The organism is Streptomyces sp. RKAG290 (assembly GCF_023701695.1).
Taxonomy (GTDB): domain Bacteria; phylum Actinomycetota; class Actinomycetes; order Streptomycetales; family Streptomycetaceae; genus Streptomyces.
Genome location: NZ_JAJOZC010000001.1, coordinates 5523779 through 5548830, shown reverse-complemented (window position 1 = coordinate 5548830; position 25052 = coordinate 5523779). Strand labels below are relative to the sequence as shown.

21 protein-coding genes and 2 pseudogenes are annotated in these 25052 nt (G+C 71.6%); 13 read left to right on the top strand and 10 right to left on the bottom strand.

Annotation, left to right across the window (positions count from 1 at the left end):
- Nucleotides 1–106 precede the first annotated feature (106 nt).
- A complete protein-coding gene (locus LNW71_RS24445) occupies nt 107–1492 on the top strand; it encodes a cysteine desulfurase/sulfurtransferase TusA family protein (RefSeq protein WP_250970195.1) in 1386 nt (461 codons plus the stop codon).
- A 115-nt stretch (nt 1493–1607) separates the two neighbouring features.
- On the opposite strand, the gene LNW71_RS24440 is transcribed toward LNW71_RS24445, so the two are convergent.
- Complete coding sequence (locus LNW71_RS24440; RefSeq protein ID WP_250970194.1) at nt 1608–2582, bottom strand: carbohydrate kinase family protein; 975 nt, start codon at nt 2580–2582, stop codon at nt 1608–1610.
- Between the two features lie 156 nt (nt 2583–2738).
- Here LNW71_RS24440 and LNW71_RS24435 point away from each other — a divergent pair, with 156 nt between their 5' ends.
- The gene (locus tag LNW71_RS24435) at nt 2739–2936 is read left to right on the top strand and encodes a hypothetical protein (RefSeq protein WP_250970193.1); all 198 of its coding nucleotides are present in this window, start codon (nt 2739–2741) and stop codon (nt 2934–2936) included.
- 163 nt (nt 2937–3099) lie between these two features.
- Nucleotides 3100–4562: pseudogene (locus tag LNW71_RS24430) on the top strand (hypothetical protein).
- A gap of 92 nt (nt 4563–4654) precedes the next feature.
- Here the strand turns inward: LNW71_RS24430 and LNW71_RS24425 are convergent.
- Nucleotides 4655–5011, bottom strand: a complete 357-nt coding sequence (locus LNW71_RS24425) for an iron-sulfur cluster assembly accessory protein (protein ID WP_024488899.1) — start codon at nt 5009–5011, stop codon at nt 4655–4657.
- 222 nt (nt 5012–5233) lie between these two features.
- Here LNW71_RS24425 and nadA point away from each other — a divergent pair, with 222 nt between their 5' ends.
- Nucleotides 5234–6442 (top strand): quinolinate synthase NadA, encoded by a 1209-nt coding sequence (gene nadA, locus LNW71_RS24420; protein WP_250970192.1) that lies wholly within the window; start codon nt 5234–5236, stop codon nt 6440–6442.
- A 117-nt stretch (nt 6443–6559) separates the two neighbouring features.
- Here nadA and LNW71_RS24415 read toward each other — a convergent pair whose 3' ends face one another.
- The 5 genes from LNW71_RS24415 to LNW71_RS24395 all read right to left on the bottom strand — a co-directional run bounded on the left by LNW71_RS24415 (nt 6560) and on the right by LNW71_RS24395 (nt 13067).
- Nucleotides 6560–9715 (bottom strand): efflux RND transporter permease subunit, encoded by a 3156-nt coding sequence (locus tag LNW71_RS24415; RefSeq protein WP_250970191.1) that lies wholly within the window; start codon nt 9713–9715, stop codon nt 6560–6562.
- Between the two features lie 167 nt (nt 9716–9882).
- Nucleotides 9883–10578, bottom strand: a complete 696-nt coding sequence (locus tag LNW71_RS24410; protein WP_250970190.1) for a response regulator transcription factor — start codon at nt 10576–10578, stop codon at nt 9883–9885.
- Nucleotides 10575–11834, bottom strand: coding sequence for a histidine kinase (locus LNW71_RS24405; protein WP_250970189.1), 1260 nt, complete (start codon nt 11832–11834; stop codon nt 10575–10577). The genes LNW71_RS24410 and LNW71_RS24405 overlap by 4 nt, the downstream gene beginning before the upstream one ends.
- Before the next feature lie 165 nt (nt 11835–11999).
- Nucleotides 12000–12278 carry a hypothetical protein gene (locus LNW71_RS24400; protein ID WP_250970188.1) on the bottom strand — a complete coding sequence of 93 codons (279 nt, stop codon included), beginning with the start codon at nt 12276–12278 and terminating at the stop codon, nt 12000–12002.
- 9 nt (nt 12279–12287) lie between these two features.
- Nucleotides 12288–13067, bottom strand: a complete 780-nt coding sequence (locus LNW71_RS24395; protein ID WP_250970187.1) for a PspA/IM30 family protein — start codon at nt 13065–13067, stop codon at nt 12288–12290.
- 296 nt (nt 13068–13363) lie between these two features.
- Between LNW71_RS24395 and LNW71_RS24390 the strand changes: the two genes are divergently transcribed.
- The 3 genes from LNW71_RS24390 (at nt 13364) to LNW71_RS24380 (ending at nt 16134) form a co-directional block, all read left to right on the top strand.
- Nucleotides 13364–13963 (top strand): DUF3043 domain-containing protein, encoded by a 600-nt coding sequence (locus tag LNW71_RS24390; RefSeq protein ID WP_250970186.1) that lies wholly within the window; start codon nt 13364–13366, stop codon nt 13961–13963.
- 83 nt (nt 13964–14046) lie between these two features.
- Complete coding sequence (locus LNW71_RS24385; protein WP_374119444.1) at nt 14047–14805, top strand: class I SAM-dependent methyltransferase; 759 nt, start codon at nt 14047–14049, stop codon at nt 14803–14805.
- 237 nt (nt 14806–15042) lie between these two features.
- Nucleotides 15043–16134 carry a S1C family serine protease gene (locus LNW71_RS24380; RefSeq protein WP_250970185.1) on the top strand — a complete coding sequence of 364 codons (1092 nt, stop codon included), beginning with the start codon at nt 15043–15045 and terminating at the stop codon, nt 16132–16134.
- A gap of 104 nt (nt 16135–16238) precedes the next feature.
- Here LNW71_RS24380 and LNW71_RS24375 read toward each other — a convergent pair whose 3' ends face one another.
- A complete protein-coding gene (locus LNW71_RS24375) occupies nt 16239–16448 on the bottom strand; it encodes a hypothetical protein (protein ID WP_123471458.1) in 210 nt (69 codons plus the stop codon).
- A 125-nt stretch (nt 16449–16573) separates the two neighbouring features.
- Here LNW71_RS24375 and LNW71_RS24370 point away from each other — a divergent pair, with 125 nt between their 5' ends.
- The 5 genes and pseudogenes from LNW71_RS24370 to LNW71_RS24350 all read left to right on the top strand — a co-directional run bounded on the left by LNW71_RS24370 (nt 16574) and on the right by LNW71_RS24350 (nt 22507).
- Nucleotides 16574–17776: a bifunctional adenosylcobinamide kinase/adenosylcobinamide-phosphate guanylyltransferase gene (locus LNW71_RS24370; RefSeq protein ID WP_250970184.1), complete on the top strand. Its 1203-nt coding sequence runs from the start codon at nt 16574–16576 to the stop codon at nt 17774–17776.
- A gap of 41 nt (nt 17777–17817) precedes the next feature.
- Nucleotides 17818–18570, top strand: a complete 753-nt coding sequence (locus LNW71_RS24365) for a class I SAM-dependent methyltransferase (RefSeq protein WP_250970183.1) — start codon at nt 17818–17820, stop codon at nt 18568–18570.
- Nucleotides 18571–18751: 181 nt separating this feature from the next.
- Complete coding sequence (cobT, locus tag LNW71_RS24360; protein ID WP_250970182.1) at nt 18752–19873, top strand: nicotinate-nucleotide--dimethylbenzimidazole phosphoribosyltransferase; 1122 nt, start codon at nt 18752–18754, stop codon at nt 19871–19873.
- Nucleotides 19874–19965: 92 nt separating this feature from the next.
- Nucleotides 19966–21776: pseudogene (locus tag LNW71_RS24355) on the top strand (phosphatidylglycerol lysyltransferase domain-containing protein).
- Nucleotides 21773–22507, top strand: coding sequence for a hypothetical protein (locus LNW71_RS24350; protein ID WP_250970181.1), 735 nt, complete (start codon nt 21773–21775; stop codon nt 22505–22507). Before LNW71_RS24355 ends, LNW71_RS24350 begins: the two are co-directional and overlap by 4 nt.
- Here LNW71_RS24350 and LNW71_RS24345 read toward each other — a convergent pair.
- Nucleotides 22444–23211, bottom strand: coding sequence for a hypothetical protein (locus LNW71_RS24345; protein WP_250970180.1), 768 nt, complete (start codon nt 23209–23211; stop codon nt 22444–22446). The two genes, LNW71_RS24350 and LNW71_RS24345, sit on opposite strands and share 64 nt — an antisense overlap.
- An 88-nt stretch (nt 23212–23299) precedes the next feature.
- Between LNW71_RS24345 and LNW71_RS24340 the strand changes: the two genes are divergently transcribed.
- On the top strand, nt 23300–24079 hold the full coding sequence (locus tag LNW71_RS24340) for an adenosylcobinamide-GDP ribazoletransferase (protein WP_250970179.1): 780 nt from the start codon (nt 23300–23302) through the stop codon (nt 24077–24079).
- A 10-nt stretch (nt 24080–24089) separates the two neighbouring features.
- On the opposite strand, the gene LNW71_RS24335 is transcribed toward LNW71_RS24340, so the two are convergent.
- On the bottom strand, nt 24090–24944 hold the full coding sequence (locus LNW71_RS24335) for an endo alpha-1,4 polygalactosaminidase (RefSeq protein ID WP_250970178.1): 855 nt from the start codon (nt 24942–24944) through the stop codon (nt 24090–24092).
- Between the last annotated feature and the right edge of the window lie 108 nt (nt 24945–25052).

Below are 25052 nucleotides of genomic sequence, written 5' to 3'. Positions count from 1 at the left end.
CCGAAGGGGTGGAATCCGGGCCTCCGGCCGACATCTGACGCCCCCTCTCCTGGCCGGGCGGGCGACCGGTCCCGAGCCGGGGTCCGGACCGGGCTAGCGTGGCCGGGTGCCCTACTTCGACGCCGCTTCCGCAGCCCCCCTCCACCCCGTCGCGCGCCAGGCGCTGCTTGCCGCACTGGACGAGGGCTGGGCCGACCCGGCCAGGCTCTACCGCGAGGGGCGACGCGCCCGGCTGCTGCTGGACGCGGCCCGGGAGGCGGCGGCCGAGGGGGTCGGGTGCCGTCCCGACGAGCTCACTTTCACCTCGTCGGGCACCCGGGCGGTTCACTCCGGAATTTCCGGGGCTCTCGCCGGGCGTCGGCGTGTCGGCGGCCATCTGGTGGTGTCGGCGGTCGAACACTCGTCGGTGCTCCATTCCGCGGCCGACCACGGGAGCCGCGGCGGGACGGTCACCGAGGTGCCGGTGGACCGATCGGGGGCGGTGAGCGCGGAGGCGTACGGCCGGGCGCTGCGCGAGGACACCGCGCTGGCCTGTCTGCAGTCCGCCAACCACGAGGTCGGCACGGAGCAGCCGGTGGCCGAGGTCGCCGAGCTCTGCCGGGCGGCGGGGGTGCCGCTGCTGGTGGACGCCGCGCAGTCGCTGGGCCAGGGGCCGGTGCCGGGCGGCTGGTCGCTGCTGGCGGCGAGCGCGCACAAGTGGGGCGGTCCGGCCGGGGTCGGGCTGCTGGCGGTGCGCAAGGGTGTGCGGTTCGCCGCCCAAGGACCGGCCGACGAGCGGGAGTCGGGGCGCGCCGCCGGCTTCGAGAACATCCCCGCGATCGTGGCGGCGGCGGCATCCCTGCGGGCGGTCCGGGCGGAGGCGGCTGCCGAATCGGTGCGGCTGCGGGCCCTGGTGGACCGGATCAGGGCCCGGGTACCCGTACTGGTGCCCGATGTGGAGGTGGTCGGCGATCCGGTGCGGCGGCTGCCGCATCTGGTCACCTTCTCCTGTCTCTATGTCGACGGAGAGACCCTGCTCCACGAACTGGACCGGGCCGGCTTCTCCGTATCGTCCGGTTCGTCCTGCACCAGCAGCACCCTGACGCCGAGCCATGTGCTCAAGGCGATGGGGGTGCTGTCGGAGGGCAACGTGCGCGTGTCCCTCCCGTCGGGCACCAGCGGCGAGGACGTCGACCGCTTCCTGGAGGTGCTCCCCGCGGTGGTGGCAGGGGTACGGGAGAAGCTGGGCGCGCCCGCCGCCGCCCCCGCACCCTCTTCCTCCCCTGCGGGCTCCCTGGTCGTCGACGCCCTGGGCCGGCGCTGCCCGATCCCGGTGATCGAGCTCGCAAAGGTGATCGGAGAGGTACCCGTGGGCGGGACGGTGACGGTCCTGTCCGACGACGAGGCCGCCCGGCTGGACATTCCGGCCTGGTGTGCGATGCGCGAGCAGGAGTACGTGGGTGAGGAGCCGGCGGACCGGGGCTCGGCCTATGTGGTCCGCCGACTGTCCTGACCAGGGGCTTCCGTCCCGATCAGGCCGGATCAGGGTGGGTACGGTGCCGTGCCTCACCGGACTCGGGAGGCGCGGCACCGGACCTGCGAGCCCGGCATGATCCGAACGAAAGGCCCTAGGCGAGGTGGGTGCGGACCTCGGCCGCGGCGTCGTGGCCGTACGCCTTGGTGAAGCGGTCCATGAAGGCGGTGCGGCGCAGGGTGTACTCCTGGGTGCCGACCGTCTCGATGACCAGGGTGGCGAGCATGCAGCCGACCTGGGCGGCCCGCTCCAGGCCGACGCCCCAGGCGAGACCGGAGAGGAATCCCGCGCGGAAGGCGTCGCCGACGCCGGTCGGGTCCGCCTTGACGTCCTCCTCCGGGCAGCCGACCTCGATCGGCTCCTCACCGGCGCGCTCGATGCGCACACCCTGTGCGCCGAGGGTGGTGACGCGGTGGCCGACCTTGGACAGGATCTCCTCATCGGTCCAGCCGGTCTTGGACTCGATGAGCCCCTTCTCGTACTCGTTGGAGAAGAGATAGGTGGCGCCGTCGAGCAGGATGCGGATCTCGTCGCCGTCCATCCGCGCGATCTGCTGCGAGAAGTCCGCGGCGAACGGGATCCCGCGGGAGCGGCACTCCTCCGTATGGCGGAGCATTCCCTCCGGGTCGTCGGCGCCGATGGAGACCAGGTCGAGGCCGCCCACGCGGTCGGCGACGGCCTTCAGCTCGATCAGCCGGGCCTCGCTCATGGCTCCGGTGTAGAAGGAGCCGATCTGGTTGTGGTCGGCATCCGTCGTGCAGACGAAGCGGGCGGTGTGCAGGACCTCGGAGATCCGCACCGACCCGGTGTCCACGCCGTGGCGGTCGAGCCAGGCGCGGTACTCGTCGAAGTCGGAGCCCGCGGCGCCGACCAGGATCGGGCCGGTGCCCAGGAGCCCCATGCCGAAGCAGATGTTGGCGGCGACACCTCCCCGGCGCACGTCCAGGTTGTCGACCAGGAAGGAGAGCGAGACCGTGTGCAGCTGATCGGCGACCAGCTGGTCGGCGAATCGGCCGGGGAAGGTCATGAGGTGGTCGGTGGCGATGGAGCCGGTGACTGCGATACGCACGGGAAGACTGCTCCTGCGGAGGTCGAGGGAACGGGTGTCCGCGTTCCCGGGGCGGCGTGACAGTTCACGCTACCGGTTCACGCGGGGACCCGAAGGGGAAAAACTACCCGATAGTAGGGCTTTCTTCCTGAGCTCTGCGGTGCCTACGGTGCGGATATGTCTAACCACATCGCCCCTCGCGAGTCCGAGACCAGCCTGGCCGAGCTGCGCGGGGACTGCGCACGGATGGCTCCGCACTGGGTGGTACCCACGAAGATCGCGCCCGCCCCGGTGGCGCCGTCCCTGATCCACGGGGTGACAGTGCCGCCCGCATCGGCCCGGCTGATCGACGCGATGTCGGATTACGGCGACTGAGACACCGCTGCCGGCCGGCCCGGGACCGGGCTCCTGGCCGCAACTGCCGTCACACGGGGGAACCGTGCGCTCCTCCGCCCCGTCCCATCGGTGTCCGCTCCCGAGGGGCGGGCGATATGCCGGGCCTGGCATATGACGGCAATGCAGGCGAAGGAGCGATCCGGTGAGCACCGAGCGACCCGACAACGACGTGACCGGTACCCGGCGGCGTTCGCCGCTCGCCGTGGCCTCGGTGGCGGCAGCCGTACTGCTGGCCGGTGGCGGCGGCGCGTACTGGGCCGCCACCGCGGCGGACGGTAGCGGCAGCAAGGACAGCGCGGGCCAGGCGGGCAGCGATGGCCGCACTCCCCCACTGCTCTCGCTGGACGAGCGGACGGGCGGTCCGGCCACGTCCTCTCCCGGCACCTCGCAGCCACCCGAGGGCATCGCCCCGGGTGAACCCGATCCGCACGGCGGCCGGCTCGTGTACCGCGCGGCCGGAGCGCTGCCGGACGGCCCGTCCGAGGCCGCGGTCCACCGCACCCACGGAACCGTCTCCGCGGCCGAGGTGAGCCGGCTGGCGAAGGCGCTCGGACTGCAGGGCACCCCGCAGGCCGAGGGCCCGTCCTGGAAGGTGGGCTCCGACGGCGACGGCTCCGGCCCGGTGCTGCGGGTCGGCAAACAGGCCCCCGGCACCTGGACCTTCTCCCGGCACGGCTCCGGGGGACGGACAACTGCAAGAGCGGGACGACCTGTTCGAGCAGTCACGTGGCTCCCGGCGGATCGCCGGTGAGCGAGAAGGCCGCGAAGGCGGCCGCCGTGCCGGTGCTGAAGGCGGCCGGCCAGGACGACGCCGCCCTCGACGCCGGTCAGCTGATGGGCTCGGCACGGGTGGTGAACGCAGATCCAGTGGTGGACGGGCTGCCGACGTACGGCTGGGCGACCGGGATCCAGGTGGGCCCGGACGGTGAAGTGGTCGGCGGCGGAGGACAGTTGAAGGGCCTGGAGAAGGGCGACGACTATCCCGTCATCGGCGCGGCCGAGGCACTGCGGCAGCTGAACGCCGCACAGCCGTCGGACGGCCGGAAGAACGTCGGCGGGTGCGCCACCCCGGCGCCGCTGAAGGACGGCACGAAGCCGTCCGGGACCTCCTGCGGCGCGCGGACCGGGGCGGATCCGACGACGGTGACGGTCGACAAGGCGGTCTTCGGTCTGGCGGCGCGGTACGTGGACGGCAAGCAGCTGCTGGTCCCGTCCTGGATCTTCACGGTCCGGCCGGCGTCGGGCGGGACGGGCAACACCGTCGCCCAGGTCGCGGTCGACCCGAAGTATCTGGCGAAGGACGCCCCGTCGGAGAAGACCCCGGACACGGGCGGCACGGCCAAGAACGGCGCGATCCGGTCGTACAGCGCCGACGGACGGACCCTGTCGGTGACGTTCTGGGGCGGCGCGTGCAGCACCTACAAGGCGAGCGCGAGCGAGGACGGCAGCACCGTGCGGGTGACCGTGACGGAGTCGAAGCCGGATCCGAAGAAGGTCTGCATCATGATCGCCAAGGAGCTGACCCGTACGGTCACCCTGGACCAGCCGCTGGGCGACCGGAAGGTGGTGGACGCCGCCTCGGGCGACGCGGTGGCGCGGAAGTGACGTGACGCCCGCGGATCGGGCACATGGCGAATCGGCGGCGGCCCCGGGAAATGATCCCGGGGCCGCCGCCGATTCGCATACTGCCTTCGGGGTTAGCTGAAGGAGTCACCGCAGGCGCAGGAGCCCGTCGCGTTCGGGTTGTCGATCGTGAAGCCCTGCTTCTCGATGGTGTCGACGAAGTCGACGGAGGCGCCGCCCAGGTACGGGGCGCTCATCCGGTCGGTGACGACCTTGACGCCGCCGAAGTCCTTCACGACATCGCCGTCCAGCGAACGCTCGTCGAAGAAGAGCTGGTAGCGCAGGCCCGAGCAGCCGCCGGGCTGGACGGCGACGCGCAGCGCCAGGTCGTCGCGGCCTTCCTGCTCCAGCAGGCCCTTGACCTTGGCTGCGGCGGCGTCGGACAGGAGGATGCCGTCGCTCACGGTGGTGGTCTCGTCCGATACGGACATCTGCTTCTCTCCCGGGTTGTACGGAGTCTGCTTGCCGACGTTGCAACCGCCGGAACCGCGGATTCATTCCGGACCGCGCGCTTGCCTGTTCCATTCATGCTCGCACACCGGCGGCGCGGGCGGGTGCGTCACATTGACGCTATCGGCATCGTCAAACTGACGTGAAGCGGTTATGATAGATAACGTCAATTAGACGAAAAGGCTCCTCGCAGAGAAGAAAGGGTGCGTGACGTGACCACGGCCCACCCCGTCCAGGAACTCGACGTACAGCCGTCGCCCCTCGCGCTGCTCCTGCTCGGCCGCGACGCCGACCCCAGGAGCGAGCGCGGCGTCGAATGCCCCGGCGACCTGCCCTCCCCGTCCGACCCGGACCTGGTGGAACGCGCCCGCGCGGCCAAGGCGAAGCTGGGGGAGAAGGTCTTCGTCCTCGGGCACCACTACCAGCGCGACGAGGTCATCCAGTTCGCGGACGTGACCGGCGACTCGTTCAAGCTGGCGCGGGACGCCGCGGCGCGTCCGGAGGCCGAGTACATCGTCTTCTGCGGCGTGCACTTCATGGCCGAGTCCGCGGACATCCTGACCACCGACGACCAGAAGGTCGTGCTGCCGGACCTGGCGGCGGGCTGCTCGATGGCCGACATGGCCACCGCCGAGCAGGTCGCCGAGTGCTGGGACGTGCTGACCGAGGCCGGTGTCGCCGAGCAGGTCGTGCCCGTCTCGTACATGAACTCCTCCGCCGACATCAAGGCCTTCACCGGCCGGCACGGCGGCACGATCTGCACCTCGTCGAACGCGAAGCGGGCCCTGGAGTGGGCCTTCGATCAGGGGGAGCCCTCGGCAGTCAAGGTGCTGTTCCTCCCCGACCAGCACCTGGGCCGCAACACGGCCGTACGGGACATGGGGATGACCCTGGAGGACTGCGTCCTCTACAACCCGCACAAGCCCAACGGCGGCCTCACCGCCGAGGAGCTGCGCAACGCGAAGATGATCCTGTGGCGCGGGCACTGCTCGGTGCACGGGCGCTTCTCGGTGGAGTCCGTCAACGACGTACGGGCGCGCATACCCGGCGTCAACGTCCTCGTGCACCCGGAGTGCAAGCACGAGGTCGTCGCGGCCGCGGACTACGTCGGCTCGACGGAGTACATCATCAAGGCCCTGGAGGCGGCTCCGGCCGGCTCGAAGTGGGCGATCGGCACCGAGCTCAACCTGGTGCGCCGCCTGGCCAACCGTTTCGCCGCGGAGGACAAGGAGATCGTCTTCCTCGACAAGACGGTCTGCTTCTGCTCGACGATGAACCGGATCGACCTGCCGCACCTGGTGTGGACGCTGGAGTCGCTGGCCGAGGGCAACCTCGTGAACCGGATCGAGGTCGACCCGGAGACCGAGAAGTACGCCAAGCTGGCGCTGGAGCGGATGCTGGCGCTCCCGTAGGGCTTCGGGCGGAGCTCCGCCCGGGACGCCGCCCCGCCCCCGCCACAGGGGCTGGAGGACGGACACGCAGAAGGCCCCGGCACCGAACCTCGGTGCCGGGGCCTTGCGTATGACGGGTCAGGCCTTCGCGGGCTCCGGTTCCTCGGAGGAGGTCTCCTCCGACTCGGCCGGGACCGGCACGCCGGCCTTCTTGGCGCGCTTCGCCGCCTTCTTCTTCGCGCGGCGCTCCTTGCGGAGCTCCACCATCGAGTACAGCGTCGGCACCAGGAGCAGCGTCAGCAGCGTCGAGGTGACCAGACCGCCGATGACCACGACGGCCAGCGGCTGCGAGATGAAGCCGCCCTCACCGGTGACGCCGAGCGCCATCGGGAGAAGGGCGAAGATCGTCGCCAGGGCCGTCATCAGGATCGGGCGGAGCCGGTGACGGCCGCCCTCGACGACCGCCTCGACGACGCCCATGCCCTGGGCGCGGTACTGGTTGATCAGGTCGATCAGCACGATCGCGTTGGTCACCACGATGCCGATCAGCATCAGCATGCCGATCATCGCGGGAACACCCATCGGGGTACCGGTGATGAGGAGCAGACCGATCGCTCCGGTCGCCGCGAACGGGATGGAGACCAGCAGGATCAGCGGCTGGATGAGCGACCGGAAGGTCGCGACCAGCAGCATGAAGACGATCGCGATGGCCGCCAGCATGGCCAGGCCGAGCTTCATGAACGCGTCGTCCTGGTCCTGGGAGACACCGCCGATGGTGGCGGTGGCGCCGTCCGGGAGGTCCAGGGCGTCGATCTTGGACTGCAGCGAGGCGCTGACCGCGCCGGTGTTGTCACCGGTGGGCTTGGCGGAGATCGTCGCGGCGCGCTGGCCGTCGATCCTCGTCATGGAAACCGGTCCGGGGACCAGCTTCACGTCGGCGATGGAGCCGAGCTTGACCCGCCCGAGCGGGAGGTTCTTGAGCTCGGCCATCGTGGTGGCCGGGTGGGCGGCCCTGATGACGACGTCACGCTCGGTGTCGTCCATGATCGCCTTGCCGGACGGGGTGCCCCGCACCGCACCGGCGACGGCCGCGCCCAGGGTGGCCTGGGTGAAGCCGGCGTCGGCGGCCTTGGCGTTGGCCTTGACCGAGATCCGCGGGATGCTCTGTGCCAGGTCGCTCTGCACGTCGGTGACGTCCTTGAGCTCGGCCACCTCGGCCCGTACCTCTTCGGACGCCTTCTTCAGGGTGTCCGCGTCGGCGGACTTGACCACGACGCTCAGGTCCTGGCTGCCGAAGCCGTCGCCCGCGGCGATGGTGGTGTCACCGATGCCGTCGAGCTTGCCCAGCGCCTCGTCGATGCGCTTCTGGGTGGCGTCGAAGTCGGCCGAGTCCTTCAGGGTGACCTGGTAGGAGGCCTGGTTGGCTCCCGTGCCGCCGCCGAAGGCCGCCATGAAGCCGGACGAGCCGACGGTGACCTGGTAGTCCTTGACGCCCTCGTCGCCCGCGAGGAGCTTCTCGACCTTCTTGGCCGCCTCGTCGGCGGCCGTCAGGCTGGTGCCCGGGGTCAGTTCCTGCTTGATGGACAGGACTTCCTGCTCGCCCTGGTCGAAGAAGTTGGTCTTCAGCAGCGGCACCATGCCGAAGGTGCCGAAGAGCACCGCGACGGCGATGACGACGCTGGTGATGCGGCGCCGGGTCGCGAAGCGCAGCACCGGGACGTACAGCCGCTGGAGCCGGCTGCGGGCTTCCTTCTCCTCGGCCTTGCGGCGGGCCTCGTCCGGGTTCTCGGCGCTGCCCTTGGGGGCGCGCAGGAACCAGTACGACAGGACGGGGACGACGGTCAGCGAGACCAGCAGGGATGCCAGCAGGGCCGCGGTGACGGTCAGCGAGAACGAACCGAAGAGCTCGCCGACCATGCCGCCGACCAGACCGATCGGCAGGAAGACGGCGACCGTGGTGAGGGTCGAGGAGGTGACCGCGCCGGCCACTTCCTTCACCGCGGCAAGGATCGCGGGCTGGCGCTCCTCGCCGTAGCTGAGGTGGCGCTTGATGTTCTCCAGCACGACGATCGAGTCGTCGACGACCCGGCCGATCGCGATGGTCAGCGCGCCCAGGGTGAGCATGTTGAGCGACAGGTCCCGGGTCCAGAGCACGATCAGCGCGAGGACCACGGAGAGCGGGATGGAGACCGCGGTGACCAGGGTCGAGCGGAGCGAGGCCAGGAAGAGCAGGATCACGATGACCGCGAAGAGCAGTCCGAGCGCGCCCTCGGTGGTCAGACCCGAGATCGCCTTGGAGACAGCGGGTCCCTGGTCGGAGACGACGGTCAGCTGTGCGTCGGTGCCGAGGTCCTTGCGCAGGTCCGGGAGCTTGTCCTTGACCGCGTCCGAGATGGCGACGGCGCTGCCGTCCTTGTCCATCGTCGCCGCGACGGCGAGGCTCGGCCGGCCGTTCGTACGGGTGATGGAGACCGCGGTGGACGGCTCCTGCTTCACCGTGGCGATGTCACCGACCCGGACCGGCTTGCCGGTCTTGCCCGTCGCCGGGTTCTGGCCGGAGACCCGCAGGTCCTCGATCTGCTTCAGCGAGGTGAAGGCGCCGCCGACCTGGACGGTACGGCTCTTGCCCGCCTCGGAGAAGGAGCCGGCCGGGACGGTCGCGCCGCCCGACTGGAGCGCCTGGGAGAGCGAGGCCGCGTTCAGTCCGGCGGCTGCGAGCTTCTTGTCGTCGGGGGTGATGGAGACCTGGAGGTCCTGCACACCGTCGACGGTCACCTGGCCGACGCCGTCGATGTCCTCCAGTGCGGGGACGACGGTACGGTCCAGCTGGTCGGCCAGGGCCTGCTGGTCCTTGCCGGACGTGACGGCGAGGACGACGGTCGGGATGTCGTCCGTCGAGCCTGCGATGACCTGCGGGTCCACATCGTCGGGCAGCTGGATGCGGGCGCGGTTCACCGCCTGCTGGATGTCCGCGACGAGCTGCTTGGTGCCCTCGTCGCCGAAGTCGAAGGACGCCATGATGACGGCGTTGCCCTCGCTGGCGGTCGAGGTGATTCCGGTGACGCCGTCGACGGACTTGATCGAATTCTCGAGCGGTTCGACGACCTGCTTCTCGACCACATCGGGGGACGCGCCCTGATAGGGGGCGAGCACCGACACCATCGGGAGTTCGATGGTGGGCAGCAGTTGCTGCTTGAGCTGCGGGATCGCAATCGCTCCGAAGACGAGCGCGACGATCGAGATCAGCCCGATCAGGGCCCTTTGCGCGAGGCTGAATCTGGACAGCCAGGACATGGGTGAGGTCTCTCTTCTGTGGCTTACGCGGCAGACGGGCGGGTAACTCGGGGACAGACCCCGCCCGGCCCCTATACGATCTCCCACCCGCCGGGCCGAAAGCGTCGGTCCCAGGTCGCTTTCTTATCTCGCGCATACCGCAGCTGGAGTACGCCGCGGCTGCACCCTCACTCCACCCTGGGGCGGACAAGGCCCGATTCGTAGGCGATTACCACCAATTGGGCCCGGTCGCGGGCGCCCAGCTTCGCCATCGCCCGGTTCACATGGGTCTTGACGGTGAGCGGGCTGACGACCAGGCGCTCGGCGATCTCGTCGTTGGAGAGTCCGCCGGCGACCAGGACCAGCACCTCGCGCTCCCGCGTGGTGAGGGCCGCGAGGCGCTCGGAGTACTCCGCGGCCCCCGGCCCCTCGCCGTCCCAACTCCCGCCCTGCGCCAAAAACGTGGCGATCAGCCCCTTGGTCGCGGCCGGTGAGAGCAGCGCCTCGCCGCCGGCTGCGACACGGATGGCGTTGAGGAGTTCGTCCGGTTCCGCGCCCTTGCCGAGGAAGCCCGAGGCGCCGGCCCGCAGCGACTGCACCACGTACTCGTCCACCTCGAAGGTGGTGAGCATGACCACGTGCACGTCCGCGAGTTCCGGATCGGCGCTGATCATCCGGGTCGCGGTGAGCCCGTCCGTGCCGGGCATCCTGATGTCCATCAGCACCACGTCGGCGCGCGTCGAGCGGGCCAGCTCCACCGCCTGCGCGCCGTCCGCCGCCTCGCCGACCACCTGCATGTCGGGCTCCGAGTCGACCAGCACCCGGAACGCGCTGCGCAGCAGCGCCTGGTCGTCGGCGAGCAGGACCTTGATGGCCGGTGTCATGCGCTCTCCCCCGTCCGGCCCGCCGCGCCCGGCTGCTCCGGCTGCTGCGGACGGGCCATGACGGGCAGGATCGCATGGACGCGGAATCCGCCCCCGTAGCGGGGGCCGGCGGTCAGGGTGCCGCCCAGGGCGGTGACCCGTTCGCGCATGCCGAGCAGCCCGTGGCCGCCGCCGGCGCCCTCGCCCCCCGGGTCCCCGCGGCCGTTGTCGAGCACCATGACCTCGGCCGTGGGCCCGACCCGTACGACACTCACCTCGGCCTTCGCGCCGGGTCCCCCGTGCTTGCGCACGTTGGTCAGCGCCTCCTGGATCACCCGGTAGGCGGCCAGGTCCACGGCTGCGGGCAGCGGGCTCTCGCCGGCCGCGCAGGCCACTTCGACGGGCAGCCCGGCCCGGCGGACCGTCTCCACGAGCGCGTCCAGGACCGCGAGGCCGGGGGCCGGTTCCGTCGGCGCCTCCGGATCGCCGGACTGGCGCAGCAGTCCGACGGTGGCCCGCAGTTCGTTGAGTGCGGAGCGGCTCGCCTCCCGGACGTGGGCGAGCGCCTCCTTGGCCTGGTCGGGGCGCTTGTCCATGACGTGGGCCGCGACCCCGGCCTGCACGTTGACCAGGGCGATGTGGTGGGCGACGACATCGTGCAGATCGCGGGCGATCCGCAGCCGCTCCTCGGCCACCCTTCGCCGGGCCTCCTCCTCACGGGTCCGCTCGGCGCGTTCGGCGCGCTCCCTGATCGCGTCGACGAACGCCCGCCGGGAGCGGACCGCGTCACCCGCGGCCCCGGCCATCCCGGTCCAGGCGAAGACGCCGAGATTCTCCTGGCTGTACCAGGGCGCCGATCCGAAGAGCATCGCGGCCGCGGTGAGCGCGGCCATCGTGAGCAGGCCGACCCGCCAGGTGGTCGGCCGGTCGGTGCGGGCGGCGACGGTGAACAGCGCGATGACCGCGCTCATCACCACGGGGGCCGGGGGGTCCACCAGGACCAGCTCGACGACCGTCAGACCGCCGGTGGCGGCGAGCACGGCCATCGGCTTGCGGCGGCGCCAGACCAGCGCGAGGGCGCTCAGAGCCATCAGTACCAGGCTGCTCGCCGCGGGGGTGCGGGTGCCGAAGGTGGGCCCGTGGTGCGCGTTCGGATCGGCGAACGATCCGATGATCATGGACACGAGCACGGCCACGGCGACCGCGCCGTCCAGCGCGAGGGGATGGTCGCGCAGCCAGTGCCGGACGCGCAGAACCCCGGTTCCGAGGGTGGTCACGTCAAGCTACGTTACGGCGTGTCGCGCGGGAACCGGTACGGGTGACGGCGAGGGACCCCTTGCCGGCGGGGCGGAGCACCGCGCCGTAGGCCCACGCAACGGTGCCCCGCGTCCGGCGGACCGGACGCGGGGCACCGTGGGTGCGGGTGCTGGAGCTGCCGGTTGTCAGCCGGGAATCAGGCCGTCGTCGCGGAGCATGGCGCGCACCTCTTCGAGGGTCGCGTCGGGCGACGGCAGGATCAGCTCGGACGGCTCCAGGGAGTCGTCCGGCAGGGGTGTGCCGAGTTCGCGCACCCTGGCGAGGAGCGCGTGGAGAGTCGAGCGGAAGCCGGGGCCGTCGCCGCTCTCCATTTCGGCGAGCAGTTCGTTGTCGAGCTGGTTGAGCTCGGCGAGATGGCTGTCGGCCAGGACTGCCTGGCCCTCCCCCATGATCCGTACGATCATGACGCTGCCTTAATTCTTGTCGAACTTGTGCGGGGACTGGGACTGCTGCTGGGTGGCATCCTGCGGGCCGCCCTCGATGGCCTGCTTCGAGGAGGAGCCGCCGGCCAGTTCGGCCTTCATGCGCTGCAGCTCCAGCTCCACATCCGTACCACCGGAGATCCGGTCCAGCTCGGCGGTGAGGTCGTCCTTCGCCGTGCCGGTCGGGTCGTCCAGCGCGCCGGAGGCGAGCAGCTCGTCGATCGCGCCGGCGCGCGCCTGCAGCTGCTGGGTCTTGTCCTCGGCCCGCTGGATCGCCAGCCCGACGTCGCCCATCTCCTCGGAGATGCCGGAGAAGGCCTCTCCGATCCGGGTCTGCGCCTGAGCCGCTGTGTAGGTGGCCTTGATCGTCTCCTTCTTGGTACGGAAGGCGTCGACCTTGGCCTGCAGCCGCTGGGCCGCGAGAGTGAGTTTCTCCTCCTCACCCTGCAGCGTGGTGTGCTGCGTCTCCAGGTCGGTCACCTGCTGCTGGAGGGCGGCGCGGCGCGACAGCGCCTCGCGGGCCAGGTCCTCGCGACCGAGCGCGAGTGCCTTGCGGCCCTGGTCCTCCAGCTTGGAGGTCTGGCCCTGCAGCTGGTTCAGCTGCAGCTCCAGACGCTTGCGCGAGGTCGCCACATCGGCGACGCCGCGGCGCACCTTCTGAAGCAGCTCCAGCTGCTTCTGGTACGAGTAATCGAGGGTCTCGCGCGGATCCTCGGCCCGGTCAAGGGCCTTGTTTGCCTTCGCGCGGAAGATCATCCCCATACGCTTCATGACACCGCTCATGGGCCTCGCGCGCCCCCTTCTGACTTAACTGGGCTCCAGCACTCCAACAGAACCCACAGTACGGGCCCTGTCTCTATTACCGCACTGTTCGAGCAAGGATGTGCTCCTCCCCAAGGACGACTGCCACCGCTCCCCGCTCCCGCCCAGGGAGTAGGTGAAGGTCAGGGAAACCGGTGGCAACGCCCGTATCGTCCCGCTCGCACCCTGCTGGAGACGCAGGCCGTTGCCGGATCGTTCCCGGCCGGCCTGGGGTCGTCGCGATCTACCCCGTACCCTTGGGCCTTGTGTTCCGTAGCCGCTCCAAGGAAGAGAAGGCCCCCACCGGCAAGGTGACGGCGGACCTCTCCAAGACGCCCCGCGACCCGCAGTCTCCCAAGGGTCGCCCCACCCCCAAGCGCAGCGATGCCCAGTCGCAGCGCCGTCGTGCCTCCAGTGGTGCGCCGACCGACCGCAAGGAGGCCATGAAGCGCCAGCGCGAAGCGCGCCGCGTGGACATGGCCAAACAGCGTGAGGCGCTCGCCAGTGGCGACGAGCGCTATCTCCCGGCCCGCGACAAGGGCCCGGTGCGACGCTTCGTCCGCGACTTCGTGGACTCCCGCTTCTGCATCGCCGAGTTCTTCCTGCCGCTCGCCGTGATCATCCTGGTTCTCAGCGTGATCCAGGTGCAGGGCATCCAGAACATCTCGCTGCTGCTCTGGCTCGGTGTCATCGTGCTGATCGTCGTCGACTCGATCGGGCTCACGTTCCGGCTGCGCAAGCAGCTGAACGAGCGGTTCCCCGACACGCCCAAGCGCGGTGCGATCGCCTACGGCCTGATGCGCACGCTCCAGATGCGACGGCTGCGGCTGCCGAAGCCGCAGGTCAAGCGCGGAGAGCGGCCCTGAGTACGGATCTCTTCGGCTCGGCCGGCGGTTCGACCGCCGGCCCGCCTGGTGATGCGGCCACCGGATTCTCGGGGGCCTCGTCGGTGTGGCTGAAGGGGCTCGGCGGACTGCGCAACACCGTTCGCCAGGAACTGGTCGCCAGGCAGCTCGACGAGCAGATAGCCGGCCGCTTCCCGGTGGGGCAGCGACTGCGGATCCTGGACGTCGGCATGGGCCAGGGCACTCAGGCTCTGCGGCTCGCCCGGGCCGGTCACACGGTCACCGGGCTGGAGTCCGACGCCGAGATGCTGCGGACCGCCCGTGAGGCGCTCGGCGGTGAGCCCGCCGGAATCCGTGAGCGGGTCCGGTTCATCGAGGGCAACGGCCAGGACACGGGTGTGCACTTCCTGCCCGGCAGCTTCGACGTGGTGCTCTGCCACGGCGTGCTGATGTATGTCCAGGAACCCGACGCCATGGTGGCCGGCCTGGCCCGGATGCTCGCGCCGGGCGGGCTGCTGTCGCTGCTCGTGAGGAACGCGGACGCGCTGGCCATGCGGCCCGGGGCCGCCGGGGACTGGGACGCGGCGCTGGCCGCGTTCGACACGGCGCGCTATACCAACCGGCTCGGCCGGTCGGTACGCGCGGACCGGCTCGACGCCCTGACCGCGACGCTCGCCGGGATCGCTGCGCCGCTGCACGCCTGGTACGGGGTGCGGGTCTTCACGGACAACGTGAGCAACGACGTGGAGCTGCCGGCCGCGGCGGAGCTGGAGCGGGTGCTGGTGGCGGAGGACCGGGCGGGGCGGACGGATCCGTATCGCCGGGTGGCCGCGCTGCTGCATCTGTGCGGAGTGCGGGGCTAGCGTCTTCGGCTCGGACAAGGCCGGGCTCGCATGCCCCCGGGCCGCCTCGTCCTGAAGCGCCGGACGGGCTGGAGGACTGCCCTCAATCGCCGGGCGGGCTTGAGAGTGTCGCCCGGCAGGCACGAGAAGCCGGGCAGCCGCGAAGGTGCTGGGCAGGGATGATCGAGCCGGGCGGGCTGGTGCTCGGGCGGATGCGCTCAGCGGGCCGCCACGGGCGCCAAAAGTAATAATCCGGACATGGATTCCTTTAGCCCCCGCCGTCGTGCGCGTCGGCTGCTGCTGCCCCTGACCGCGGGTGTCTGTGCGATCGCGCTGGCCGGCGGCTGCGCCGACTCGCACGCGAACTCCTCGAAGACCGACGCGACCAAGGCCGGATCGGCCCAGCAGGGCCCGGTCTCGAAGACCACCGGCGATCTGCAGGACGACTACCAGTCCGTCATCAAGGACGTGCTTCCGTCAGTGGTGCAGATCGACGCGTCGAACAGCCTGGGCTCCGGCGTCGTCTACGACACCAAGGGCCACATCGTCACCAACGCCCACGTCGTCGGCGAGGAGAAGACCTTCAAGGTCACCGCCGCGACCGGTGAGAAGGTGCTGAGCGCCTCGCTGGTCGCCGCCTATCCCGACCAGGACCTGGCCGTCATCAAGCTCGACAGCATCCCGGAGGGGACGAGGCCGGCGAAATTCGGCAACTCGGAGAAGGTCGCGGTGGGCCAGATCGTCCTGGCGATGGGTTCGCCGCTCGGGCTGTCCAGCAGCGTCACCCAGGGCATCGTCTCGGCGCTCGGCCGGACCGTCAGCGAGAGCAGCGCGGGCGGCGGTACGGGCGCGACCATCGCGAACATGGTGCAGACCTCGGCGGCGATCAACCCGGGCAACAGCGGCGGCGCGCTGGTGAACCTGGACAGCGAGGTCATCGGCATCCCGACGCTGGCGGCCTCGGACCCGCAGATGGGGGACAGCGCGGCGCCGGGAATCGGATTCGCGATCCCCGCGTCGATGGTGAAGACGGTCGCCGACCAGATCATCAAGAGCGGCAAGGTCACGGACTCGGGCCGGGCCGCCTTGAACGTCACCGGCCGCACGGTCGTCGACGACAACTACCGGCCCGCCGGTGTCGCGCTGGTCAGCGTGCCCAAGGGCGGTGCCGCGGAGAAGGCGGGGCTGCGGGTCGGCGACGTCATCACGAAGATCGATGACACGCCGGTCACCACGATCACGTCCCTGTCGGAGGCGCTGGCCTCGGACAAGCCGGGCGAGAAGGTCACCGTGACGTATCAGCGCGGCGATGCGAAGAAGACCGCGGAAGTCACGCTCGGAGAGATCTGAGCGCCCGAACAGCCCAGAACCGCGAGCTCAGAGCTCACCGCCGCGTACGGAGTCCCGCGCGGTCGCCGGGCGGGCCCTCAGGGGTCCGCCCGGCGGCCGGTGGGTCAGCTCTGCTCGGCCTGGAGGCTCATCGGGCCGTAGATCTTCGTCGCGTCGTCGAAGAGCGTCACCTGGGCCGCCCCGCCGTCGAGGAGTTCCTTCCAGTACTCACCGATCCAGGACTCCGCGTCACCCTGCGTCGTGAATTCCTCCGGCTGCAGGGCCGGCTCCGTCTCCGTACCGTCGGACTTCTCGAACCGCCACGTCCACGCCATGTCCGCCTCCTGAGTCACTTTGCTCCGTCAGCAGCCTAGTGCTTGGGACCAGCACGGGAGGGGTCCGCGCACGTCCCGCACCCCCACGTCGCGCACCGGGTGCGGGTACGCGGGAGGATCGGATCGTGGAACTGACTCTGCTCGGCACCGGAGCCCCCGACGGGCTGCCGCGGCCCGACTGCCCCTGCGCCGCCTGCGCCACCGCCCGCGGGGTGCACATCCGGGCCGCGACCGCCCTGCTGATCGACGACGCGCTGCTGCTCGATCTGACCCCCGGGGCGGTGTTCGCCGCAGCCCGCGCGGGACATTCGCTCACCGGCGTACGCCAGGTGCTGCTCACCCATCCGCACGACGGCCCCGCCGTCGAACTGCCCGCCGGCCTGCCTGCGGCGGGCCGGGTCCCGGACGGCCGGGTGCTCACGCTGATCAGCGGCCACCGGGTGCGGGCGGTGCCGATGGACTCGCCGGGCACGGGGTACGAGGTGACGGCGCCGGAGGGCGAGCGGCTGCTCTACCTGCCGCCGGGCGCCGCCCCGGCGGGTCTCGCCGACCGGGTGGCCGAGCCCTACGACATGGTGGTCGCCGACGTCGTGGGACGTCCCGACGCGGTGGCCCGGCTGCGGGCCGTCGCGGCCGTCGGGCCGGCCACCGAGGTGATCGCCGTCCATCTGGACCATGACGCCATGCCGGGTCCCGAGCTGGACCGCCGGCTCGCCGCGGCCGGGGTGCGGGCCGTGCCGGACGGCACGACGCTCGCCGTGGGCGGGTACCACGCCGTACCGGACGTGCCCCGGCGCACCCTGATCACCGGCGGCGCGCGGTCCGGGAAGTCGGTCGAGGCCGAGCGGCGGCTGGAGACGTACCCCGAGGTCGTGTACGTGGCGACCGGCGGCGGCCGGGACGGCGACACGGAGTGGGCGGCCCGGATCGGGCTGCACCGGGAGCGCAGACCGGCGGCCTGGCGGACCGAGGAGACCTGCGAACTCGTGGAGCTGCTGGCCTCGGACGGCCCCCCGCTGCTGATCGACTGCCTGTCGCTCTGGCTGACGGACGCGATGGACCGGGTGGACGCCTGGGACGACGGAGCGTGGGCAGGCGGTGGGGAGAGCAAGCTGCGGAAGCGCACGGGTGAACTCGTCGCCGCTTTCCGCGGGACGCGCCGCACCGTCGTCGCGGTGACCAACGAGACCGGTTCCGGTGTGGTGCCCGCGACGGCTGCGGGGCGGCGCTTCAGGGACGAGCTGGGCCGGCTGAACGCCGCGGTCGCCGACGAGTGCGAGCGGGTGCTGCTGGTGGTGGCCGGGCAGGCGCTGACGCTGCGCGGCTGAGCGGCCGGCGAGGAGCGGAAACGAGGAGACGAGGAGCGGACATGGCGCGTGTACGGCCGATGCTGGACGGGGTGCCGGAGACCCTGTTGTGGACGTTGTACCACCGGGCGTACGAGGCCGGCCGGCCCTATCCGGTGCTGGACGACCCGGTGGCGCTCGAACTGCTGGCGAATCTGGACTACCCGTTCGAGGAGCGGTTCGGACTGCCCGGCCCGTTCAGTTCGCAGGCGCAGGGGCTGCGGTCGCGCTGCTTCGACCTGGCCGTGCAGTCGTACCTCGCCGACCGCCCGGAGGCCACCGTCGTCGCACTCGGCGACGGGCTGGAGACCGGGTTCTGGCGGGTCGACAACGGCCGGCTGAACTGGCTGAGCGTGGAGCTGCCCGAGGTGGCCACGCTGCGCCGGACGCTCCTGCCGCCCTCGGACCGGCTGCGGACGCTGGCCGGATCGGCGACGGACCTCACCTGGCTGGACGAGATCGAGGACCCCGCGGGCCGGGGTGTGGTCGTCACGGCGCAGGGGCTGCTGATGTACCTGCGCCCCGCCGAGGTGCGGAAGGTCATCGCGGCCTGCGCCGAGCGGCTGCCGGGCTCGGTGCTCGTCCTGGACTCGATGTCCCGTCCGCTCGCGAAGGGCACGAGGGCGGGCACCTCGAAGGTCGGGGACATGACGATCCCGCCGATGCGCTGGGCGATGAACCCGGGCGAGCGGCGCAAGCTGCGCAGCGCGCATCCGGGCGTCGCCGAGGTGCGTGCGCTGCACCTGCCGCGGGGCGGGGTGCGATGGGTGAGCTGATCCGCGTCCAGAACCTGCTCCCCGGCGTGCGGACGCTGACGCCCGCGGTGACCCAACTGCGGTTCAGGGGCTGAGCGGCGCACCGGCCGGGGGCGCAAAAGCCGACAGGTACTGTTCCGCAGTGAGCCCGCCGCCGGGCTCCTGGGCCCACACCACGTATCGACCCGCGAGGCAGATCCCCGTGAATCTGGACGACTTCTCCGACCTGATCGAACGCCCCGACGGGGGTGTACGGCGCGATGCCGAGGAACGCCGGGAGCGCTTCGTCGTGCCCCCGGGCGCCCTCGGCCGCCTCGACGAGCTGGGCGAGTGGCTCTCGGCCGCCCAGCAGGCCGTCCCGGTCAGGCCGATCGGGCAGCCACGCGTGGTGCTGTTCGCCGGTGACCACGGGGTGGCGGAGCTGGACGTCTCCGGCCGTGCGGCCGGCAGCGCCCACGAGCTGGTACGGGCCACGCTGGACGGTGCGACACCGCTCGCCGTGCTGGCCCGCCGGTTCTCCGTGCCGGTGCGGATCGTCGACGCCGGTCTGGACTGCGACCCCGGACTGCTGCCGGAGTCCGTGGTGCGGACCCGGGTGCGGCGGGGCAGCGGCCGGATCGACATCGAGGACGCGCTGACGGCCGAGGAGGCCGAGCAGGCGGTACGTCTCGGCATGGCGATCGCCGACGAGGAGGCCGACTCGGGCACCGACCTGGTGGTGCTCGGCGATCTGAGCGTCGGCGGCACGACGGCCGCGGCCACCCTGATCGCGGCCCTGTGCGGCACGGACGCCTCCGTGGTCACCGGGCGCGGCGGTGCGGGCATCGACGACCTGGCCTGGATGCGCAAGTGCGCGGCGGTCCGGGACTCGCTGCGCCGGGCCCGGCCGGTCCTGGGCGACCAGTTGGAGCTGCTGGCCACCGTGGGCGGTGCGGACCTGGCGGCGATGACCGGGTTCCTGCTGCAGTGCGCGGTGCGCCGGCTGCCGGTGATTCTGGACGGGGTGGTCTCCGCGGCCTGTGCGCTGGTCGGTCAGCGGGCGGCCTTCCGGGCGCCGGACTGGTGGCTGGCGGGTCAGCTGAGCGGTGAACCGGCGCAGGCGAAGGCGCTGGACCGGATGGCACTCAACCCGCTGCTGGACCACGGCGTCATCGTCGGGGAAGGCAGCGGGGCGCTGCTCGCACTTCCGTTCGTTCAGGCCGCGGCCGCACTGGCGGCGGAGCTGCCCGAGCGGGCCGAGCCCGCCGGCGAACCCGACGACGGGCTCGACGACGAGAAGGCCGACGACGAAGGGGCCGCGGAAAGCGACCCGGTCGGAACCTGACGGGAAGCGGCTGACGAATCGGACCGCGGTCGCCGGAAACCGGCCGCGGAGCAGCCCCTGATGAAGCGCGATGCCCCATATGATCGCTTTTCATGGGAGAGGTCCGATTGGCCAGCACGGAATCCGGGCGTGGCGCCGTCCAGCCACAGAGCACCGTCCGGTCACGACGCGGCGCAGCCTTCGCCATCTGGTACCTGCGCATCGTGTCGTTCGTCAATTTCCTGAGCGCCGTCTGGGTCGCCTTCGGCCAGGACCTGCGACGCCACAACACCGAGAACTACTTCACGCCCTACCTGCTCACCGCAGGCTTCTCCTCCGGGGTGGTCGCGCTCTTCCTGGCGGTGACCATGCGGCGGCGCAAGCGGGCCGCGTGGATCGTCAACATGGTGCTGAGCGGGCTCACGCTGCTGCTCTTCGCGGCAGTGATCGGCTTCCCGGAGGTCCGCCGCTACCCGCAGAACTGGATCTCGCTGGCCCTGACCGCCTGCTTCGTCCTCGCGCTCGCCCTCGGGCGGCGCGAGTTCTACGCGAAGGGCGACCGGTCCAACCCCAAGCTGGCCGCGCTGGTGGCGGTCGCCGGGCTGCTGATCACCTCGCTGATCGCCGCCGGCCTGGTGACGGTCACCAACACCGCGCACGACGACTACCGTTCGACGTTCCTGGACCGCTGGCGCTACGGCGCGCTGCGCCTGGTCTCGGTGGCCGCGAACGACTCCCGGTTCCCCGGCATCACCACGCCGGGCTGGGTGAACGTCGCCATCAACGTCCTCTCCACGCTGCTGCTGATCGCCGTCGTGTACGCGGCCTTCCGCGCCCGCCGGGCGGTCGACCCGATCAGCCCGCAGGACGAGGAGGCGCTGCGCGCCCTGCTCGACAGGCACGGCGAGCGGGACTCACTCGGCTACTTCGCGCTGCGCCGCGAGAAGAGCGTCATCTGGTCGCCCACCGGGAAGGCCGCCGTCACCTACCGGGTGGTCGGCGGGGTCTCGCTGGCCTCCGGTGACCCGATCGGCGACCCGGAGGCCTGGCCCGGGGCGATCGGCCCGTGGCTGGCCGAGGCCCGCGAGCACGGCTGGACGCCGGCGGTGATGGGGGTGAGCGAGGAGGGCGGCAACGTCTACGCCCGGCACGGGCTCGACGCGCTGGAGCTGGGGGACGAAGCGATCGTGGAGACCGCCGAGTTCACCCTGGAGGGCCGGGCGATGCGGACCGTCCGCCAGGCCTACAACCGGGTCAAGCGGGCCGGTTACGACGTGACGGTCCGCCGGCACGTGGAGATCCCCGAGGCCGAGATGGCCGAACTGGTGCGCCGGGCCGACGACTGGCGCGACGGGGAGACCGAGCGCGGCTTCTCGATGGCGCTGGGGCGGCTCGGCGACCCGGCCGACGGGCAGTGCGTGATGCTCGAATGCCGCGACGCCGGCACGGCCCCGGCGAGGACGGGGGGCCCGGCGAGCTGCGTGCCGTTCTGAGCTTCGTGCCCTGGGGCCCGAACGGCCTCTCGCTGGACCTGATGCGGCGTGACCGGGACGCCGAGAACGGCCTGATGGAGTTCATGGTCATCGAACTCCTGCAACGGGCCGAGGAGATCGGCGTCACCCAGGTCTCGCTGAACTTCGCGATGTTCCGCTCGGTCTTCGAACGGGGGTCGCGGCTCGGTGCCGGGCCGGTGCTCAGGCTCTGGCGGTCGCTGCTCAGCTTCTTCTCGCGCTGGTGGCAGATCGAATCGCTCTACCGCGCCAACGCCAAGTACCGGCCGATCTGGGAACCGCGCTTCATGCTCTTCGAGAAGAGCTCGGACCTGCTGCGCATCGGCATCGCCGCGGGGCGCGCCGAAGGATTCCTGGAGGCGCCCGGTCTGCCCAAGTGGCTGCACCGCTCGCACCTCGGGCCCCGTGGATGAGACGGGTCCGGGCGCTGGGCCGGGCAGCCCGCCGGGAGTGGGGTCCGCTGTGGACGGCCGTCCGCACGGCACTGGCCGCCGACCGGCTGCGGGCCGTCCCGATGACCCTGGCCGCGGTCCTCCTGACGGCGCTGCTCCAGGTGGTGCAGAACCGGTCCTGGGGGTTCGGGGCGGTGCAGACGCTCGGCTCGGTGCGGGCCGAGGACCCGCTGTGGGTGGCCCTGCTGCGTACCCCGCTGTCGCTGTTCGTCCCCGCGCTGGACCTGCCGGTGTGGGGCGCGCTGGCGCAGCTGCTGCTGGTGTTCGGGATCGCCGAGATCTGCCTGGGGCGGTGGCGGACGCTGATGATCGCCTACGTCGCGACGCTGGCCGGGACGCTCTACGCGCGGATCGGTGTCGCGATCGGCCCCGACGGGTTCCTCGGGCTGCCCGCCTCCGACGCCCAGGTCGTCGACACCGGCCCCTCGGCCGCGGTGGTCGCCCTGGCGGTCTACCTGTGCCATGTCCACCGGGCCTGGTTCACCGGGGCGCTGGTGATCGTGGCGATGGTGGCCGAGGTGGCCGTCAAGGACAATCTGGCGGGCAAGGAGCATCTGGCGGCCATCGCGGCGGCCCTCCTGCTCTGCGCGGTCTCGTCCCACCGGGACCGGCGCCGGCTGCGCCGCGGTCAGGGCTTGGGCTTGGGCGTGGGAGCCGGGACCCGGTCCGGCGCGCCCCCGATCAAGTCCTGAAACCTGCGGCGGGGGCCGGCCCAGCGGACGTCGTGGTGGTAGGCGCGCAGCACCGACCGGGAGCGGGCGCGGTGCCGGTTCCGGTAGAACCGCTTCGCCCACACCGAGGTCGGCCGGGCCAGCCGGACCGCGCCGAACAGGGCGACGAACGGGACCAGGGTGCCGACCACCGCCATCCGCGCCTTGCCCTTGAACAGGGCGATCAGTACGAAGCAGAAGTTGACGACGACGGTGAGGACGGCGCCGAGCCGGCTCTGCTGCTGGTCGTCGCTCAGGTCGTTCACGCCGAGCGGGGAGAACCCGCCGAGCACGAGCAGCACCAGGGCCGCGGTGAGGACCACGACCTCCACGCTCTGGCGGCCCTGTTCGGTCCAGTACACGTCGTCCAGGTGCAGGATCAGGGCGAACTCGTCCAGCACCAGCCCGGCGCCCATGCCGAAGACCACCGCGCAGGCCCCGGCCGTGAAGCCGTGCTTGCCGCTGGCCACCGCGCCGAATCCGCCGACGACGCTCAGGACCACGCCGGGCACCACGTGGTGGACGTGGACCCCGCCGGGAGTGATGTTGCCGAACGGGCCCTTCCCGGCCCGGATCATCCGGGTGATGACCCGGGTGATCGCGAACGTCAGCACGAAGGACGCCAAGGCCAGGAGCAGGGGCAGCTTCCCCGGCTCGATGACGTTCCGATCGAACCAGTGACCCATGCCACCCACTCCCGATAAACCGCTTCTGCCCTGATGTGCGGGGTTTTGGACAATCTATCGGCCGCGCCCACCGATTAGCCTGCGCGCCGTGACCTCCCTGAACAGCCACGGCATGCGTTTCGCCTTCGGCACCCTCACCGTGCTCCCCGTCCGCGTCACCCGCTGGGACCGCGAGGCGGCCCGGGCCGGGATGCTCTGCGCCCCGCTGGCCGGGCTGGTCGTGGGGGTGCTCGCGGCGGTGTCCGGCAGCCTGTTGCTGCTGTTCGGCTCGGGGTCGCTGCTCGCCGCGGTCGTCTCCGCGGCGCTGCCGGCCGCCCTGACCAGGGGGCTGCACCTCGACGGTCTGGCGGACACCGCCGACGGCCTCGGCAGCGGGAAGCCGGCCGACGACGCGCTGCGGATCATGAAGCAGTCGGACATTGGCCCATTCGGTGTGATCACCCTGCTGTTCGTGCTGCTGGCCCAGGTGGCGGTCCTCCAGCAGCTGTACGCGCAGAGCTGGGCGCAGGGTGCGGCAGCGGCCGTCGCGGCCGGGCTCGTCGCCCGGCTCGCCCTCACGCTGGCCTCCCGCAGCGGCGTCCCGGCGGCCCGCCCGGAGGGGCTGGGCGCCGCGGTGGCGGGGACGGTCCCGGCCGGTGCCGCCGCAGCCGTCGCGCTCGTGACGGTGGCGGCCTGCGTGGGCGCGGGGGCGCTGCTCGGCGGGTACGGGGCGCTGCGGTACGGCCTCGCCGCCCTGGCCGCTCTCGCGGTGGCCCAGCTGCTGCTGCGCCACTGTGTGCGGCGCTTCGGCGGGGTCACCGGCGACGTGTTCGGGGCGCTGGCGGAGACGGCGGCGACGGTGACCCTGGTGGGACTCGCGCTCGGCTGAACGCGGCCGGTCAGGCCCCGGCCGCCGGACACGTACGGCGCCAGACGCCGAGTTCGTACCGCTTGAGCAGCGAGCTGAGCCCCAGCCGCCGGGACTGTGCGCAGAACCGCGCCACGGGCAGCTCGTACTCCACGTGGAACACGGCCTTGCCCGCCTTCACGAACGGGCTGAGGTCCTCGCACTCCTCGTACTGCGCGCACTGTTCGTTCACCGCGAAGTCGAAGTCCCCCACCAGCTGCGGGATCTGCGGGAGGTCGTTCTTGAGGCCGACGGCGAGCCCGTGGCGGTGGGCGACGTCGGCGATGAGCCGGTTGTAGCGCAGCTGGTGGGCGGCGGTCAGCGGGAAACCGGTCCGGTTGCGGTAGCCGTCCATGTTGTCGGGCTCCACCGCGTCGAAGCCCTTCTTCGCGCACATCGCGATCCGGGTCTCCATCAACGGCTCCAGGACTTCGGTGCGCCGGATGTCGAGCCAGCGCTCCCCCGCCCAGCCGTTGCTCCGGCCGAGGACCGCGGTGGGGAACCGTGCCGCGTCGGGGCGGAACTTCTCCCAGGCGCCGGTGGAGAGGTAGCAGATGACCTTGCGCCCCTTGCGGTGCAGGCCGGCCACCTGGGCCGCGTCGTGCTCGAAGCCGTCGATGTCGTACACCGGAGCGTCCACCGAGCCGTCCAGCCGGCCGGAGAGCTGCCACTGCCAGTCGGTGCCCGGCTCCGGCTGCCAGCGCCGCACGGCGGGCCCGGCGGACGGGGCGGCCTCCGGCGCCGGGGCGCATCCGGCCAGCAGGGCCAGCAGGGCCAGCAGGATCAGCACGGTGACGGGCAAGGCGGACGGCCGTCCGGTCCCACGTGCTGCCACCCGGTCGCGCATCGTTCCCCCTGTTCACAGCCCGGCCGCCAACGTCGTTGCGGCCGTGGCCCGTTCTCCCGGGAAGATCCACCCGGGGTCACAACCGTACGGCTGCCGGGAGGCGCTGAC